The sequence below is a fragment of the Elusimicrobium sp. genome, assembly GCA_015062115.1.
Taxonomy (GTDB): Bacteria; Elusimicrobiota; Elusimicrobia; order Elusimicrobiales; family Elusimicrobiaceae; genus Avelusimicrobium.
Window position 1 is genome coordinate 110,343 of sequence record SUVG01000004.1, and the last position, 16,470, is coordinate 126,812.

General features: G+C 40.4%; 14 protein-coding genes. 4 read left to right on the forward strand and 10 right to left on the reverse strand.

Annotated elements, in window-relative coordinates:
- Positions 1–12: 12 nt before the first annotated feature.
- Positions 13–975, forward strand: a complete 963-nt coding sequence (locus E7027_04035) for a glycosyltransferase family 8 protein (GenBank protein MBE6421283.1) — start codon at positions 13–15, stop codon at positions 973–975.
- A gap of 68 nt (positions 976–1,043) precedes the next feature.
- On the opposite strand, the gene E7027_04040 is transcribed toward E7027_04035, so the two are convergent.
- The 7 genes from E7027_04040 to E7027_04070 form a co-directional block, all read right to left on the reverse strand.
- Positions 1,044–1,997 carry a DUF4422 domain-containing protein gene (locus E7027_04040; protein ID MBE6421284.1) on the reverse strand — a complete coding sequence of 318 codons (954 nt, stop codon included), beginning with the start codon at positions 1,995–1,997 and terminating at the stop codon, positions 1,044–1,046.
- A complete protein-coding gene (locus tag E7027_04045; GenBank protein MBE6421285.1) occupies positions 1,997–4,132 on the reverse strand; it encodes a glycosyltransferase family 8 protein in 2,136 nt (711 codons plus the stop codon). Before E7027_04045 ends, E7027_04040 begins: the two co-directional genes overlap by 1 nt.
- 11 nt (positions 4,133–4,143) lie before the next feature.
- Complete coding sequence (locus tag E7027_04050; protein MBE6421286.1) at positions 4,144–5,406, reverse strand: FAD-dependent oxidoreductase; 1,263 nt, start codon at positions 5,404–5,406, stop codon at positions 4,144–4,146.
- A 4-nt stretch (positions 5,407–5,410) separates the two neighbouring features.
- Positions 5,411–6,493: a CDP-glucose 4,6-dehydratase gene (gene rfbG / locus E7027_04055; GenBank protein ID MBE6421287.1), complete on the reverse strand. Its 1,083-nt coding sequence runs from the start codon at positions 6,491–6,493 to the stop codon at positions 5,411–5,413.
- Complete coding sequence (locus tag E7027_04060) at positions 6,493–7,410, reverse strand: NAD(P)-dependent oxidoreductase (protein MBE6421288.1); 918 nt, start codon at positions 7,408–7,410, stop codon at positions 6,493–6,495. The genes rfbG and E7027_04060 overlap by 1 nt, the downstream gene beginning before the upstream one ends.
- Entirely contained in the window at positions 7,398–8,177 is a 780-nt protein-coding gene (gene rfbF, locus E7027_04065) for a glucose-1-phosphate cytidylyltransferase (GenBank protein ID MBE6421289.1), read from the reverse strand. Before rfbF ends, E7027_04060 begins: the two co-directional genes overlap by 13 nt.
- A gap of 158 nt (positions 8,178–8,335) precedes the next feature.
- Positions 8,336–9,256 carry an NAD-dependent epimerase/dehydratase family protein gene (locus tag E7027_04070; protein MBE6421290.1) on the reverse strand — a complete coding sequence of 307 codons (921 nt, stop codon included), beginning with the start codon at positions 9,254–9,256 and terminating at the stop codon, positions 8,336–8,338.
- Between the two features lie 141 nt (positions 9,257–9,397).
- On the opposite strand from E7027_04070, the gene gap reads away from it, so the two are divergent.
- Positions 9,398–10,411: a type I glyceraldehyde-3-phosphate dehydrogenase gene (gene gap / locus E7027_04075; protein MBE6421291.1), complete on the forward strand. Its 1,014-nt coding sequence runs from the start codon at positions 9,398–9,400 to the stop codon at positions 10,409–10,411.
- Between the two features lie 171 nt (positions 10,412–10,582).
- On the opposite strand, the gene E7027_04080 is transcribed toward gap, so the two are convergent.
- Together E7027_04080 and E7027_04085 are read right to left on the reverse strand one after the other, a co-directional pair.
- Entirely contained in the window at positions 10,583–11,470 is an 888-nt protein-coding gene (locus tag E7027_04080) for a DUF3078 domain-containing protein (GenBank protein ID MBE6421292.1), read from the reverse strand.
- A 14-nt stretch (positions 11,471–11,484) separates the two neighbouring features.
- The gene (locus E7027_04085) at positions 11,485–11,949 is read right to left on the reverse strand and encodes a hypothetical protein (protein ID MBE6421293.1); all 465 of its coding nucleotides are present in this window, start codon (positions 11,947–11,949) and stop codon (positions 11,485–11,487) included.
- Positions 11,950–12,098: 149 nt separating this feature from the next.
- On the opposite strand from E7027_04085, the gene pyk reads away from it, so the two are divergent.
- Complete coding sequence (gene pyk, locus E7027_04090; protein MBE6421294.1) at positions 12,099–13,520, forward strand: pyruvate kinase; 1,422 nt, start codon at positions 12,099–12,101, stop codon at positions 13,518–13,520.
- Positions 13,521–13,620: 100 nt separating this feature from the next.
- On the forward strand, positions 13,621–15,207 hold the full coding sequence (locus tag E7027_04095; protein ID MBE6421295.1) for a bifunctional metallophosphatase/5'-nucleotidase: 1,587 nt from the start codon (positions 13,621–13,623) through the stop codon (positions 15,205–15,207).
- 116 nt (positions 15,208–15,323) lie between these two features.
- On the opposite strand, the gene E7027_04100 is transcribed toward E7027_04095, so the two are convergent.
- Positions 15,324–16,415 carry a hypothetical protein gene (locus E7027_04100; protein MBE6421296.1) on the reverse strand — a complete coding sequence of 364 codons (1,092 nt, stop codon included), beginning with the start codon at positions 16,413–16,415 and terminating at the stop codon, positions 15,324–15,326.
- Positions 16,416–16,470: the final 55 nt, after the last annotated feature.

Consider the following 16,470-nt stretch of genomic DNA (forward strand, 5'->3'; position numbering starts at 1 on the left):
AGGATAAGAAATATGATAGAAAAAATAAATATCTGCTTTGCTTCTGACGATAATTATGCACCTTATATGGGTATGGCCCTATTTTCCGTATTAAAAAATGCAGGAGAGGAAGAAACTTTCCATTTTTATGTTTTAGATAATAAAATTTCGGAAAAAAATAAACAAAAAATTGAAAAATTAAAAGAACTCTATTCCTTTGAGATTACTTATCTTACTTTAGACGAAAAAATCTTTAAAAATTGTGATCTAAAACGTTCTAATTGGACGTTATCCATCTTCGGTCGTTATTTAATTCCTGAATTAATTTCTGAAGACAAAGTTCTCTATCTGGATTGTGATGTCTTTGTAAGAAGCAGTTTGTTGCCCTTGTGGAAAGAGGATATATCCGAGTATTATATAGGTGGTGTGCCGGATTACAACGTTATATTACGAGGAAAACTTACAAAACGTTTCGGCAAAGATTTTAAACCGGAAGAGTATGTCAACTCTGGGGTTCTCCTCATTAATAATAAAAAATGGAGAGAAGAACATCTCTTTAACACCTTATTGGATTATTCCGTTAAGAACGCCTCTTTGCTACAATGGCCCGACCAAGATGCCATAAATGTTATTTGCCAAAATCGCAAGAAACTACTGCCGGAACGTTACAATGTGATGGGTTTCTTATATAAGCCGGATTTATTTTTATCTCATCCGCGTTTTAATGAAATTGTAGAGGAGCCCAAACACACAGTTATTCGACACTTCCACCCTTGGGAAAAGAATTCTTTTTCTCCAAATAGGGAAGAGTATCTATCCTTAATGAAAGTAAGCCCTTGGGCTGATTTGATGCCGAAAGACGACCCTTATGTCTTGGCATGGATCAAAATGATTGCCAGATATTTATGGAGACATCCGTTCTGTTTTCTGTTGCCTAAATTCTACAGATACTGGAAATATCGCGGAACGAAGTGTTTGTTTTTTGATTACAGATAAAGGAATTTCTTCTTTTGGGAATTTTAAATACTTTTTCCTAAAATCGGATTGTATATTTCGGTTGGGAATTAGTATTTAAAATTTTGTAAAACCTTTATTTTGGCTTTTAAAAGGGCATACTTCTGCCGATATATTTTTCTTTTCTCTCCCCAAAATAACAGACTCATCAGCGCATAACGCCATAATTTCTTTTTATCGGCGGGGTTGTATTTTTCTTCAAAATAAGCCCCATTCATTTCTATGATTTTGACGGAAGGATTTTTTTGTAACTTCATGACAAATATTGTTAATAAGTACTCCCCTAAATAACCCAAAAAGCGAAGTTTAGCGCCCGTAAAAGCGGAAGAATCTATCCGACTGTCCACCTCGGCTAAAACTCCAAACAAAAAGGAAGAGTATTCTTCAAACAGTTCTTTATTCATTACAAACATATTGCAAAGATACTGTTTATCCCCTTGCCAAAATTCATTTAATTCTGAAGAATAAGAAGGGTATTTTTCGCGCAGAACATTTGCAAAAACATCAAAAATTTCCGGATTTTCTAAACCAAAACTTTTGGTAATCCTTTTTCCAAAAGGAACTTCCGGTTCATTGTACCCTTTGATAACCATACAATCGTATTGTGGGAAATAAGCAGCAATCTTTTCCTCGGAAAGATGTTTTAGGTAGTTGTCGGTTATAGGGGGAAAAATGTAAAAATGAGAATTAGGCAACCAAGTAGCATCGGCGGACGGAATGGGTAACTCCGTATCAAACATAAAATGACGGCGGTTATGCATCAAACCAATATAATGGGGATTTCCTAATTTATCCTGATTTTTCCATGCCCAATAATGCGCCGATAGCTCGCAATAACGTGGATTGTCCTTGGATATGTTCTCGCCTTCATTATCACGTAGCATATCCGGCAAAAGAGCCGTAGCACGGGCGCACCCCGTTTGAATAGGGCATAAAATGCTATTTTTAACCACGCCGCGCAATTCCCGATGCGCCACTAGGATTTTGATGTTTAAAACATTCATTATTTATTTTTAATTTTAAGTTTCAGCTTAGATTCTTGAGCTTTTTTCTTATATATACTTTTTTTCTCAGAAGACGTCAGCATGCTTAAAATCTTATATAAACGATATTTAAAATAAAAAACAACTTTTTCTCCACCAGAAAGATCTCTTTGGTGTTCTTGCAAACTCAACATTAGATCTTCATAAAAAGGAGTTTTTTTTGCATAATTCCACCAGAGATCTGCCATATCATCTTCAGGGGAGAACCAAGGCTTACTTTCTCCAGCAAAATGTATAATAAATGGATTGCTCTTATCCTTTAAATACTGCTCAAAAAATTCAGACGGCATGAGAGAAACCAAATGCTTATATATACCACCCGAAGTCGGCACGTTCCAAGCAGTATCAAGATATTTAATCCCCGTCTGAAAAAATGCATTTAAACCGTCTTGTTCCAAAATTCTAAAATTATTTTTGCTGACAAATTCCAACATTTTTTTAGAATACTCTTTCTCATTAAAAGTTTTTACATCCAGCAAGAGAACTCCTGTATTATAATAACGGAAAGGTTCTTTTAAATGTAGAACTTCTTGGGCATATTGCGCCCAGTCACTTTCTTGACAATTTAAGAAAGCTCCCCACATTAAATCTTTACAAGCACCAAAAGGATATCCTTGCAAATCCTCGTCTGCCAAAACAGTGATGTCTGATTGTAAAACTAAATCTACATCTGTAAAAATAATTTTGGAATAATTTTTCAGTATCAACGGAGATGTCAACCGAAAAAAGCACTCCAAAGCATAATTAGCTGGATAAGTAAGGTTATATTCTTTTAACAAAGCCGTTGGATTCACAAAACGAAGCGAAAAATTTCCCAACCCTTGAATTTGTGCTAAGAGTTTCTTTTTGTTATCTTGCGTAATGGAACGTTCAAACACTACAATATCGTATTTTTTTTGAGAGGAAGAATTAATTTTAATAGATTCCAAACAAACTGATAAATAAGGCACATATTCATTAGAACAACTCATTGCAATTGCCACTTTGTTTTCAGAGAAAGCGGGCTCTAAAAAATCGCAAACATTTTCCATTTCTCTGATTTCAAACTTTTTTTTAGGAAAAAACTCTTCTTCAATAAAATTGGCTTTTTCATGATATCTCATTTTTCTTTTTCCAAAAGAAACAAGAGAAAGAAAACGATACCGATTATATTTTATTTTAAGTTTCATTTCCTCTTTAAAAGCAAGTGGTTTTTGCTTTTCAATAAGATCAGCAAAAATTTTATCATAAAAAGGTGTTTTTCTAGCATACGACCACCACACATATCCTTTTGGTAAACGATGATAAAACCATACTTTTTTAGCAGCTAAAAAATGATACATCACTGCAGAGTCTATCTTTTCCGAATAATCTTGAAATGTTTTATTTTTCCCGTTAAAAATAGTGTTAATGATCTCGAAATTATATTTTAAAGATAAAGTAAAAAATTTATCTTTAAACACTTTGTTTAAAACATCTTGTTCTTGACAAAAAAATCGTTCCTTTTTAGACTCTTCTAACAATAATGAGAAAGGGGCTATTTGATTAAATTTTTCTGGATTAATAAGAATTAAGCCAGTATTATAGTATATACTAGGAGAACCTAGTTTTTTTAAATACTCAGAAACGCTCCAATCTCCATAAACTTTCTCTTTTCTATTTTCTTCAGCCCAAAGCACCTCTTCGCAGGCAGCAATAGGGGCATCTCCTATATCTACATTAAAAATTTGAAAAAGATCTTGAATGCAAACCAAATCTATATCCGTAAACAAAGCTCTCTTATATTTTCTAAAAACTTCTCCACACGCTAAGCGATAATAACATTGTGGAGCAAAATAAGAAGCAGCTATGTGCAACTTAGTATCAAATGTTTTTTGCAAATTATAAAAACGAATAGAAATATTTTTTGAGGTTGTAAGAGACTTCAACTTTTCCTTATTTTCATCGGAAATATCAGTCTCAAAAACTACAATATCGTAATAATTTTTCTCTTTTGCATTATCTATAATAGATTTGAGATAAACTGACAAGTACGGGACATATTGATTACTGCTGCTCATACCAAATACAAAGGGAGCATTCTTAAAAATAGGAGAAATTGCTTCTAATTTTGACATATATTTTCCTTTTATACATTTTTTCCGCTTTCAAAAGCTTGGTGTGTCCAAAAGTATTCCCAACGGCCAAACCGACCGATGCTTTCTATGCCCACCTGCGCTAAATAATCCAGCACCACCTGACGATTTTTGTAAATATCATGGTCAAAAGTGATATTAGCGTATTTTTCAAAACGGATATCTTTTACCACAATTTCTTCTTTTTCAAAAAGGCCCATACTCACCAGTTTATCAATCGTTTTTTCCAACACTTCTTCTGCCGGAGGAATAGGCGAGTGGCAATCAAAAAAGATTTCCGCTTGCAAAGAACTACAACCCGCAGGTACATTGTCCGGCGATTTTAAGTTGGGCGAATAGACCCGAGCGGGGGGGATATCCTCATCATAAATATAAAACCATAAATGTTTGGCTACGTCCGGCCGTTTAAAACCCAAAGAAACCATGTATCCGCACGTATTGTGCAAAGAAGCAGCTGCTTTTTGTACATTTTCCGGCATTCCTTCTACCAATCTGGCCATTTCCGGCAAAGGCACGCTGGAAATCAAACGTTCGTAGGAAGCACATGACCCGTCTTGGAAAGTGATTTGCTTTGCTTTAGGGTCTATTTTCACCACTTCTTTGTTAAAGCGGATATCCAACCCTTCGCGACAAGTATCCAAAATAGATCTAAATCCGCCTTTTTTGGGATAGCGCATATATTTGGTGTAATAGAAAATTTCCTTTTGTTCACTAAAAGCACCTTTTAACACTTGTCCCAAATCCGGTGCGTGCATACGACTGCCCACCCATTTTGTTTCTAAATCTTTAGGTTCTAAGCCCCAGTATTTACGAGTATAACGGAATGGAAAATTTTCTGCAAAATAATCCCCGTATTGTACGCGGAGCCACTGCTCATAATTTTGGATTTCCGTTATTTCTTTTTGAGGACGATTTACAAAATCCAAAATAATTTTGGTTTTTTCTTCAGCACTAAGCGGAGCCAAATTGTTTTGGGCAGGGTGTTTTAACCAGTAACCCTGATAATAATTACTGGAGACAGACGGATGCTCATACAAAGGAGAAGATTTTTCAAACAAACCCTTGATATAAGGATCGTCGGTAAAGGTAAAGTGGACAAAGCGGTCAAAACGAAAACCGTCTATACTGAAATTTCCGCACAGACCGCCCCAATCTCCGTCTTTTTCATAGATACAGACGGATTTATTTTTCTTTTGTAAATGGAAAGCGGCGGACAAACCCGCCACGCCGCTTCCTAAAATAACTGTTTGAGACATAAAATTATTTTTTGCTATTGTGGGCTTGGATTTGTTTCACACAATAATCCCACATGTCTTGATTGGACAAGGCCTCTTTATACCAATCTACCGTAAACTCAATGGCTTCATCAAAAGATAAACGAGCATGCCATTTATCCAACATGCGGTAGGCTTTCGTCACGTCCAAACTAAGCAAGGTGTTTTCATGTACGGCACCGGGCTGAGATTTGTCTACCACTTTTCCTTTTCCGTAATAAGACACCACTTTTTCCACCACTTCCCAGACAGTGCGATTGCTTTCGATTTGAGGTCCGAAGTTAAAGCCTGTGCTGTAAGTAACCGGATCTTCCACCAATTTTTCTCCTACTTTCAAATAACCGGAAAGAGGCTCCATCACGTGTTCCCACGGTCTAGTAGCGTGCGGACTGCGGATTTCAATATCTTTTCCTTCTTCAATATAGCGGATACAATCGGGAATTAAGCGGTTGTCACTCCAATCACCGCCACCGATTACATTCCCTGCGCGCACACTGGCAATGGCTTTGCCGTGTTTGGCATAATCTTTGGGATTAAAATAAGAATTGCGCCAAGATGCAATCATTAATTCGGCACAACCTTTAGAAGAAGAATAAGGGTCGTATCCGCCCATACGGTCCGTTTCACGATAACCCCAAATTTGTTCTACGTTTTCGTAGCATTTATCAGAAGTAATCATGATGACTTGTTTAATAAAATCAAATTTGCGTACGGCTTCTAACACGTTTAAAGAACCCATTAAGTTTGTTTCATAGGTTTCTTTGGGACAATCATAAGAAGTGCGCACTAAGGCTTGAGCCGCCAAATGAAAAATCATGGAAGGTTTGTATTTTGCGATAATCTCTTCCAAACGGGCACTATCACGCACGTCCCCACGTTCATCGGCAAACAAACGCTCTTTTAAGTGAGAGGCACAATAGTTGCTTCTATCAGAATAAGGATCTAAAGCATAGCCTACTACATTGGCTCCCAAAGCGGTTAACCAAATAGAAAGCCAAGATCCTTTAAAACCGGTATGGCCCGTCACCAAAATTGTTTTACCTTGATAAACATTATTAAACGTGTCCATTATAGAGTCTCCTTCCACCAATTAATAGTTTGTAATAATCCTTCTTCTAAGTTATATTTAGGTTTCCATCCTAAAGAAAGCAGTTTGGCGTTATTGCCAACCACAACTTCATCTCCAAAAGCGGCAGGGACAGCCCCCCACGAAATTTTGCCTTTAAAACCAGTTAACTGTGCTATTTTTTCCACGATGTATCGTAGTTGTACCGGCTTTGCCGAGCAAATATTCACCGCTCCTTGCAAATTGCTTTCAAATACGGTGACGATGCCACTGGCGGTATCTTCTACATGCAAGTAATCTTGAAATTTTAAACAGTCGCTAACTTTTACGTCTTCTCCCTTTAAACAAGAAAGGATGACAGAAGGCATCAAACGTTGCGGCTTTTCATTGGGGCCGTATAAATTGAAAATGCGAGGCCATTTGAACTCAATATTGTTTTGTTTGCAAAAAACTTTAGCGATATTAAAAATGGCATTTTTGCTATTTCCATACATGGTGCGCGGATCGGTAGGAGTCATGTCTTCCGTAAAGAAACCATACTTATATTCATATTCCGAAATGGTTCCCGCACCTAAAAACTTTTTGCCGCCATTTTCCTTAAAGAATTTAAGTAAATTTAAGGTGGCCACCGTCCAATCCAAATTTAAATCCGAGCCATGACATCCTTTTCCTACATACCAAGCCAAATGAATTAAATTTTCAAACTTATGCTCCTTCAAAAAACGACCGACAGCGACCGTATCCATCAAGTTCATTTCATGCTGAATTAATCCGGCTTGTTCTTCGGCAAACGGCGGATATACCAAAGAATGGACTTCATATCCTTTGGCTAATAATTGAGATACTACTTGGCGGCCGATAAAACCCGTGCCGCCCGTAATTAAAACTCTTTTGTCAGTTGGCATGTTTAGTTTTCCCATACTTTCCACGGAGCAGTGCCTTTTTCCCACATGGAGTTTAAATCTAGCTTGTCTTTCAGCGTGTCCATCGGGTGCCAAAAACCATCGTGCTTGTAGGAATTGAGTTGCCCGTCATCGGCTAAAGACATTAAGGGTGTTCTTTCCCAAATGACATCATTTCCTTCCGGAATATAGTCAAATACTTCGGGTTGACACACAAAGAACCCACCATTAACCCAAGAACCGTCACCACGCGGTTTTTCTTGAAAGTGGGAAATAGTTCCATCTTGTTCAATATTCAAGGCACCAAAACGGCCCGAAGGTCGAACCGCCGTCAACGTTGCTAATTTCCCGGATTTTTCATGACATTCCAATAATTTTTTAATGTTAACATTGGATACCCCGTCGCCATAGGTCAACATAAAAGGATTTTTTCCTACATAATGACGTGCCTGACGAATGCGAGAACCCGTCATGGCGTCACGTCCGGTGTAAAGCATGGTCACTTTCCAAGGTTCGCAGCGGTTGCGATGAATATCTATTTGATTGTTTGAAAAATCAATTGTAACATCGGAATTATTGGTGTAGTAGTTTAAGAAGTATTCTTTGATTACTTCGCTTTTATAACCGCACAAAACCATAAAGTCAGTAAAACCATAGTGTGTGTAAAGTTTCATAATGTGCCACAAAATAGGATAACCGCCGATTTCTACCATCGGTTTGGGACGGAGGGATGTTTCTTCTCCCAAACGGGTTCCTAATCCACCGGCTAATAACAATACTTTCATCTTTATTCCTCCTTTAAAAAATACCTCCATGAGTATCCATTCCCTTATTGTAACATAAAATAATAAAGTAAATTTTGAAAATTAAATTGGACCACAAAACACTTTGCTGTGCATTATTCAAAATTAACACAAACGAAAATAATTTTAAATATGAGAAATTACTTTATTATTTGCGAAGATAATCCTTCCTTTAAAGTAATTGAAGGGGAAAAACCTATTTGTGTTATCTTACTTATATCTGCCGAACTTCGGCGAATATCCGTTTTCCGTTTGGGAAGAAAAACTCGTTCTAATTTCTTGCCGGAAACTTTATCCAAGGTATCGGCTACTTGCAAAAGTGAAACACTGTTCCCGCTGGCTACATTATAAATTTCTCCCGAGTCTAAACGGTGGATCGCCAATAAATTGGCTTGCACGATATCTTGCACGTGGATAAAATCTCGGCTTTGCAGGCCGTCCCATTCTATGGTTAGGGGGTGGCCGGTTTTGGCCAATTCTATAAATTTACTAATAACTGCCGCATAAGAGGAATCGGCTTTTTGCCCCGGGCCAAATACATTAAAATAGCGTAAAACAACCGTTTCCAATCCTTTTTTGGCAAATTGTAAGCAGAGTTTCTCCCCAAGCAGTTTAGACTCGGCATACGGGGAGTTGGGCCTAGGCGTGGTAGTTTCTTTGTAAGGCATGCTAGAACCGTCCCCATACACGGCACAACTGGACGCAAAAACCACGCGTTTTACTTTTGCTTGCAAGGCGGCTTCCAGCACGTTTTGCGTTCCTTGCACATTTACTTCGTGGGTTTCTTGCGGGAATTCTACGGACAACGGAACAGAAGCCAAGGCCGCGTGGTGGAGTACAAAATCAACCCCTTCAAAAGCGGATAACAAATCGTCTTGAGAGCGAATATCGGCTTTGATGAGTTCTATTTTGTCTGCCACATCAGCCAAGGCTTCCGCTCGCCCGGTGGAAAAATTATCCACCACGCGCACATTTTCTCCCAAATTTGCCAGTTTGCGGGTTAAGTGCGAGCCGATAAACCCGGCCCCGCCGGTAATCACCCAAGTATTTTTGCGGTTCATTGTATTATCCGTCGTTAAAAATCTACTATATTGTACCTTATTTGAAAGAGGGAAAAATAAAAAGTAAGCGGAATATGTACGAGAACTAAAAAAAATTGTAAAATATAGCAGAAGTAAAAAATCCATGGAGGATGTACAACTATGACCATTAAAGTAGGTATTAACGGTTTTGGCCGCATCGGTCGTTTCGTATTCCGCGCGGCTCAAGAACGCAATGACATTGAAATTGTAGGTATCAACGATTTGTGCCCGGTTGATTATTTGGCTTATATGCTCAAATACGACACCATGCACGGTCAATTCAACGGCACCATTGAAGCCGACGTTGAAAACAGCGTGTTAATCGTCAATGGCAAAAAAATCCGCGTAACCGCTTGCAAAAACCCCGAAGAATTGGCTTGGGATAAAGTAGGCGCCGAATACGTGGTAGAATCCACCGGTTTGTTCCTTACTCAAGAAAAAGCGCAAGCTCACATCAAAGCCGGCGCCAAATATGTAGTAATGTCTGCTCCGTCCAAAGACGCTACCCCGATGTTCGTAGTCGGCGTAAACGAAAAAACCTATGTAAAAGGGACCCAATTCGTTTCCAACGCTTCCTGCACCACCAACTGCTTGGCTCCTATCGCCAAAGTACTCCACGATAAATGGGGTATCAAAGACGGTTTGATGACCACCGTTCACTCCACCACCGCCACCCAAAAAACCGTAGACGGTCCGTCTATGAAAGATTGGAGAGGTGGTCGTGCCGCTTCCGGTAACATCATTCCTTCTTCCACCGGTGCTGCTAAAGCCGTAGGTAAAGTAATTCCCGAACTTAACGGTAAACTTACCGGTATGTCTATGCGCGTACCGACCTTGGACGTTTCCGTTGTTGACTTGACCGTCAACCTCGAAAAACCGGCCAAATACGAAGAAATTTGCGCTGCCATGAAAGAAGCCGCCAACGGCGAACTTAAAGGCATCTTGGGTTACACCGAAGAAGCTGTGGTATCTTCCGACTTCTTGGGTGATGCCCGCACCTCTATCTTCGATGCCAAAGCTGGTATCGCCTTGACCGACACCTTCGTGAAAGTTGTGTCTTGGTACGATAACGAAATCGGCTACTCCAACAAAGTACTCGATTTAGTTGCCCACATGGCTTCCGTAAACGCCTAAGTTTTACTTAGAGTTTTAGAACCAAAAACCGCCCTTAATCGGGCGGTTTTTTTATTGGCTATAAAAGTATTGCTTAAAACACAAGAAATTGTTTTAAGGGGGGGGAATGGAGCCCTTCAAAACAGGGCATAAAAAAGCCCCGCCGTTAAGCGGGGCTGGGATAAAAGTAGTTTATTTCACTTCATCGGCTTGCTTAAAAATGTGGCTAAACGAAAAAGAAACACCTACATAAATGTTTTCTCCGCGACCGATACCCGATTTTTCCCCTTGAGCAGTATAATAACTGATGAACGGAGCCACATAAAGGTTTTTGTAAAGTTGTACATCTAAACGGGCATCAGCTCCCAATTCGTAGTCTAAATCGGTGGCTTGTTCGTGAGAAGATTTCAAATAATCACGGAACAATACCGAGTATTTGGCCGTTACGCCTTCGCGCACGGGTTGTTCTACTTTAAGGCCGGCTTCCCAAGCCAGTTTGTTGGAGGCCGGGTCGTAAGTAAAATCGCGTTCGCCTACTACCGCTACAAATAAGTCTTTTAGATATTTCCCTTCAAAAAGTTTAATACCGCCCGTTCCGCGCAGTACTTTTTTGCGATTCGCTCCATTGGGTTTGGTAAACTCCGTTTCATAGCCCAAATTGACAAACGGCCCTACTTCAAAACCGCCCAAAATATCTTCCACTTTCCACAAGCGTTGCGTGTAGCCGGTGGTAAGCAAAATTTTATCGGCATTTTCGTTGGTAATGCGTTCTTCGTTAATGGGACGAATTTGGGTGCGCCCATAGTCCATTAACAGTTCATTGGTCCACAAAAAGTGCTTGGCATGGTAATCGGCAATTCCGTCAAAATTACCGCGAATGGTGCTTTGGGAATCCCCGTTTAAGCGGGCATCGGAAAATGCTTGGTATTCTGCCGCATTTTTTACTTCGGTAGAAGTAATATCAAGCGCAATTTTTTTCAGTTCCACTTGCCAACCGCGTTTGTTGTCTTGGGCGAAAAGATTACCCGCTAACAAACACAAAGCCAACAAGATGAACCCTTTTTTGTACAAGTTCAACATTTGTTCTCCTGATTTTATTTATTTTCTAATTTAAAACGGATACGCAATTTCCCGTTTTCAAAAGTATGGCTGGAAATGACAAAATGCCCGATTTCGCTTGTGTTTTGCACATGTTTACCGATACAAGGACAGATGTCATATTCTCCTACAAATACCAAACGGACGTTATCTCCTGCATCCGGAGGAAGGGAAGACAAATCTACCAACTTGCCGGCCTCTTGCCGATTGACTACCTTAGAGAAAACAGGTAACTGGGCTTGGATAACATCATTGACTAAATGGGAAACTTCTTGCAGATCCTCTTCCGAAGGAGCGGAGGGGAGGAAATAGTCGCACTTAGATTTATTTTTTTCTATGTGGTTTACTTTGCTTCTTTCGCAACCGAATACACGAACCATGGTTTGGTTCAGGATATGTTCGGCAGTATGCATAGGGGCGAAATAATCTTTTTTGGGGGATAACTGCGTATTTTCGTTCATGTTAATATTGTAGGGATTTTGGTTTTTTTTGTAAAGATAGATGACAATTTCGTCTTAAAATAATAAAATATATGATAGAAGGGAAAAAGTGGCACTCTCGCCAACCCCTTACTTTAGAAGTTAAAGACTGAGGAAAGAAAATAGTAACTATGCTTAACAATACAGACTTTTGCAAAATCGTCGCGACCATCGGTCCCGACACCAGCAACGAAAAAGCCATTGAACAATTAGTTTTGGCCGGTGTTTCCGTGTTCCGCTGCAACTGCAGCCACGGTTCTTTGCCTGAATACCAAGAACGTGTAACCAATATCCGTAAAATGGAAAAGAAATACAACCGCACCCTTGGTATCTTGTTTGACCTTCAAGGCCCCAAACTCCGCATCGGCACCTTCAAAGATTATCGTATTAAATTAGAAAAAGGCGACAAATTCCAATTAGACTTAAACCCCGAACCCGGCGATACTACCCGCGTATGCCTTCCGCACAAAGAAATTTTTGATGCCATGAAAGACGGCATGGATCTTCTCTTAAACGACGGCGTAGTCCGCTTGCGTGTAGACAGCCACACCAAAGATGTGGCCCAATGCACCGTTATTGCCGGTGGGGAACTTTCCAATAAAAAAGGCGTGAACGTGCCCGGCGTAAAATTGCCGCTTTCCGCTTTAACCGCTAAAGATAAAGAAGATTTGAAATTGGCCGAAATGTTGGGGGCCGATTTCATCGGTCTTTCCTTCGTACAAGAACCGGAAGATATCATTGAACTTCGCGGTTTGATGAAATCTAAAGCCCACATCATTGCCAAAATCGAAAAACCTTCCGCCATCGAACACTTGCGCGAAATTATCGATTTAACCGATGTTATCATGGTTGCCCGCGGTGACTTGGGTGTGGAAACCAGCCCGGAACTCGTCCCCGTCTTGCAAAAGAAAATCGTTTCCGGTTGCCGCAAAGCCGGTAAACCGGTTATCGTGGCCACGCAAATGTTGGAATCTATGATTCACAACATCATGCCCACCCGCGCCGAAGCCTCCGACGTTGCCACCGCCGTTTATGACGGTGTGGACGCGGTTATGCTCTCTGCCGAAACCGCTCAAGGCGATCACCCGATTGAAGCCGTAACCACCATGCGCCGCATCATTGAAACCGTGGAAAGAGATCACCGCTATCGCAAAGGTCTTTCTACCTTGGAACGCAAAAACGCCTCCACCAAAGAAGGTGCTATCACCGCTGCTGCCGGTGTGGTAGCCACCAACATGGATACGGCCAACGTAATGGTAACCTTCACCGATTCCGGTTCCACCACCTTGCGCGCTTCTCAACAACGCGCCGGCGGTTTGCCGATTTTGGCTCTCACGCCCAACATCGTTACCGCTCGTCACTTGGCTTTGGTATGGGGTGTAACTCCCGTGGTCATCGAAAACCTCAAAAACTTTGAAGATATGACCAACGAAGCCAGAAAAGCCGTTCTTTCTAAAGAATTGGCTAAACAAGGCGATAACGTGGTAGTAACGGCCGGTATTCCTTTCGGTCAAGCCGGTTCTACCAACATGTTGTACGTATTGTCCGTGTAATTACGAGAAATTCTATAAAAAGGCCGTCGTTTCGTAAGAAATGACGGCCTTTTTGCTTCCTTAAATAAATTTGTTACAATAAAAAAATCTAGGAGGTGTTATGTTATCTTCTTTTATTAAAAAGGGATTGTTCCTATTTTTCTTTGTTGTGGCGTTTCCTCTGGCTGCTGAAAAATTGGTTATTTACCACACAAGTGATATTCACGGGTATTATTTTCCGCGGCCTAACAAAGAGGAAAAACATATTGGCGGTTTTGCCGTTTTGGAACAGGTATTACGGCAGGAAAAAACACCCTTCGTACTTTTGGATTCGGGAGATTTTTCCAGCGGAAACAAAGAAGCCAATTTATCCGACGGCCGTTATTCGGTAGAACTGATGAATAGGGCCGGCAATTCGTCTCTTAATATGTCAGGGCAAGGTTACGCGGCGCTGACCATCGGCAACCACGATAGCGATTTTGGCGCCGAAACCTTGGCTAAAACGCTTTCCGAGTTTAAAGGGGATATTCTGGCTGCCAATTTAGAAAATCTCCCCTTAAAAGGCAAGACAACCCTTCCTTATAAAATTTATGTTTGGAACGGTATTAGGGTGGCTGTAATCGGTTACGCATTAGACGGCCCTGGAATGACGGGGGGAATGACCGTACATTCTTTACACCAAACCCAATGGAAAACCTTATTAAAAGAAGTCCATTCCCACAATCCTCAGGCCGTTATCTTACTGGCGCACGATTCTGTAGCTGATGCCAGAAAGCCTTCTCAAATTATCGCCAATCTTTCCCCTGTTTTAGGAGAAAATTATCAAATAGATGTTTTTTTGGGAGGGCATGCCCATGCTTTAAAAACCCAACGTTATTTGGGAGAGAGCGGCCCGTTATTTGTGGAAAGTGCCTCTATGCTGGAGGGCGTAAATCGTATCGAATTGGATTTTGATGATGAAACAGGAAAATTAAAAAATACCTCTGCCCGATTTATTCCGCTACTATTGGATGTTTGGGGAGAAGAACCCGAAACAAAAGCAAAATTGGACGAAATTGAAGATAAATCACTCCGTGCCCCTTATGCCACGGTTCCTGTACTTCTTCCCAAGTATCCGCAAGGAAGCGATGCTTCCCCGGATCTAGCCAAATTAATGGCAGATCAAATTAAAAAGTGGATATTCTCGCAAGAAAAAGTGGATTTTGCCTTTTTTCAACTTCCCGGTGTTCGGCGGGATGTTCTCCCCGGTGTGCTAACCGGAAGAGACTTGGCGGAACTGCTCCCATATACGGAATATATATCTACTTTTAACATCAAAGGGAAACAACTGAAAAAAGCCGCAGAAGAAAGTATCAAATGTTCGCCAGACGGGACGAACTTTTCCTTGTTTGCCTATTCGTCTAATATAGAAATAGAATACCAATGCCGCCCTTTTAAGAAAGAAACCGCCAAAATTACAAACATGAAAATAAACGGGAAAAAACTTTCTTCTCGTAAAATTTATCGTGCTGCGGGGTTGTCTCATATCCCGGACGGGTATTTTGAAGGAGCGCCCTTTAAAATAAAGAAAAATGCACAAAAAAAGATATATAAAAAGACTTCCGGAGAAATTTTGTTTGATATTATCAAAGAACTTCCTGGAGAGTTTTATCAAGATAAGCAACTGTTGGCCCCCAATGATGTGAGAATAAAAGAGAAAAAAATCTAGTTATACTTCATCGGGCTACCCGCCTGTAAATCCCACAGAATACGCCAAAACCCCCGGCTAACCGGGGGTTTTGGCGTATTCTAATATCTGGCCCACCTGCCCGATGGAAAAATGTATCAAGGATTATTTTTAGAAAAAGTATTCAACACATTCTTCACAAGCGGTGTATTAGTTGGCGTAGAAATAGTCAGCGATTCAATTAACGGGGCAAAGGCCACCGGGTGTTTAGAAATAAAGTCCACAAACTCCAACAAATCGGCCTGTGCCGTGTGGGCGGCGGCCAAAATGTCATCTAAATTTTTTTGCATGGCTTCGGCATACGCTTCTTGCACTTCATCTTTTTCATTACGCCATAGTAAAGAAGTACTGGCTTCTCCTAGCAATATTATATCGTCTTCCAGTTGTAACCAAGTATCGTAAGACTTTTCCAACCGGTCGCGCAAATAGGCATATACCGCAAAATTTTCTAAAGACAAATTCTCAAAGGTAGTTACCGAAGATAAATCTCTATCCGTCGCCATGAGAATTAAATACTCCAAGGGGCGTATTTCTTTATCTATGGTTACCATTTCTCCTTCGGGAGTTTTCATCATAACGGAGGTAGGCATCATTTCCTGTTCTACGGGAATTAAATTATACACATTTCGAATCCAATAATACACTTGCGGATATTGAGTTTTGCGTTGGTTGTAAATTTTTTCTCCCAAGGCGGCAAAATCACCTAATTGTTGACTCGCCGACTCAAATAATAAGGTGTATTCTTCCTGTGCTCTAAAAAAAGAAAACAAAGCGATCTTCATTTTCCGTTCTGCTTGTTGTAAAGATTTGGCTAACTGCTCTTGCGCCGTCTGTTGCGCTTTAGAAGTAATGGGAAGGGCGCGAGCTTCCTGCAATAAAGCAGTGGCTTGCGTAATTCCTAAATTAATAGCCGAGGGGGGAAGGAGGGGTTCTGCCTTCGGTTCGCCTTGCTGCAACTTAGCGATGGTGGTTTCTGTCATATTCATTTTGGCTTTTAAGGAAGAAAGACGCGCACAAAAAAGGCGGTACTCTGCCGGTTTTAATAGTGAAGGCCCCCCTTGTGTTGCAGCTTGGGAAACCCCCTTGCCGGTTAAGGAAGAAAGAACTTTAGAAGCATTTTTTAAGTTCTTTTGCGCAGAAAGCGGGAAAGAAAGTAACAGTAATAAAAAAAATAAAAATATTCTATTCATAAAAATCTCAAAACCTCTTTTTTAAATCATAACAATTCCTTTCTTTCTAAACAAG

Coding starts and splice junctions, on each gene's coding strand:
- E7027_04095 (MBE6421295.1), top strand. CDS start 13,621: ATGTTATCTTCTTTTATTAAAAAGGGATTGTTCCTATTTTTCTTTGTT.
- E7027_04060 (MBE6421288.1), bottom strand. CDS start 7,410: ATGGGAAAACTAAACATGCCAACTGACAAAAGAGTTTTAATTACGGGC.
- E7027_04050 (MBE6421286.1), bottom strand. CDS start 5,406: ATGTCTCAAACAGTTATTTTAGGAAGCGGCGTGGCGGGTTTGTCCGCC.
- E7027_04040 (MBE6421284.1), bottom strand. CDS start 1,997: ATGAATGTTTTAAACATCAAAATCCTAGTGGCGCATCGGGAATTGCGC.
- E7027_04035 (MBE6421283.1), top strand. CDS start 13: ATGATAGAAAAAATAAATATCTGCTTTGCTTCTGACGATAATTATGCA.
- rfbG (MBE6421287.1), bottom strand. CDS start 6,493: ATGGACACGTTTAATAATGTTTATCAAGGTAAAACAATTTTGGTGACG.
- gap (MBE6421291.1), top strand. CDS start 9,398: ATGACCATTAAAGTAGGTATTAACGGTTTTGGCCGCATCGGTCGTTTC.
- E7027_04045 (MBE6421285.1), bottom strand. CDS start 4,132: ATGTCAAAATTAGAAGCAATTTCTCCTATTTTTAAGAATGCTCCCTTT.
- E7027_04085 (MBE6421293.1), bottom strand. CDS start 11,949: ATGAACGAAAATACGCAGTTATCCCCCAAAAAAGATTATTTCGCCCCT.
- pyk (MBE6421294.1), top strand. CDS start 12,099: ATGCTTAACAATACAGACTTTTGCAAAATCGTCGCGACCATCGGTCCC.
- rfbF (MBE6421289.1), bottom strand. CDS start 8,177: ATGAAAGTATTGTTATTAGCCGGTGGATTAGGAACCCGTTTGGGAGAA.
- E7027_04070 (MBE6421290.1), bottom strand. CDS start 9,256: ATGAACCGCAAAAATACTTGGGTGATTACCGGCGGGGCCGGGTTTATC.
- E7027_04080 (MBE6421292.1), bottom strand. CDS start 11,470: ATGTTGAACTTGTACAAAAAAGGGTTCATCTTGTTGGCTTTGTGTTTG.
- E7027_04100 (MBE6421296.1), bottom strand. CDS start 16,415: ATGAATAGAATATTTTTATTTTTTTTATTACTGTTACTTTCTTTCCCG.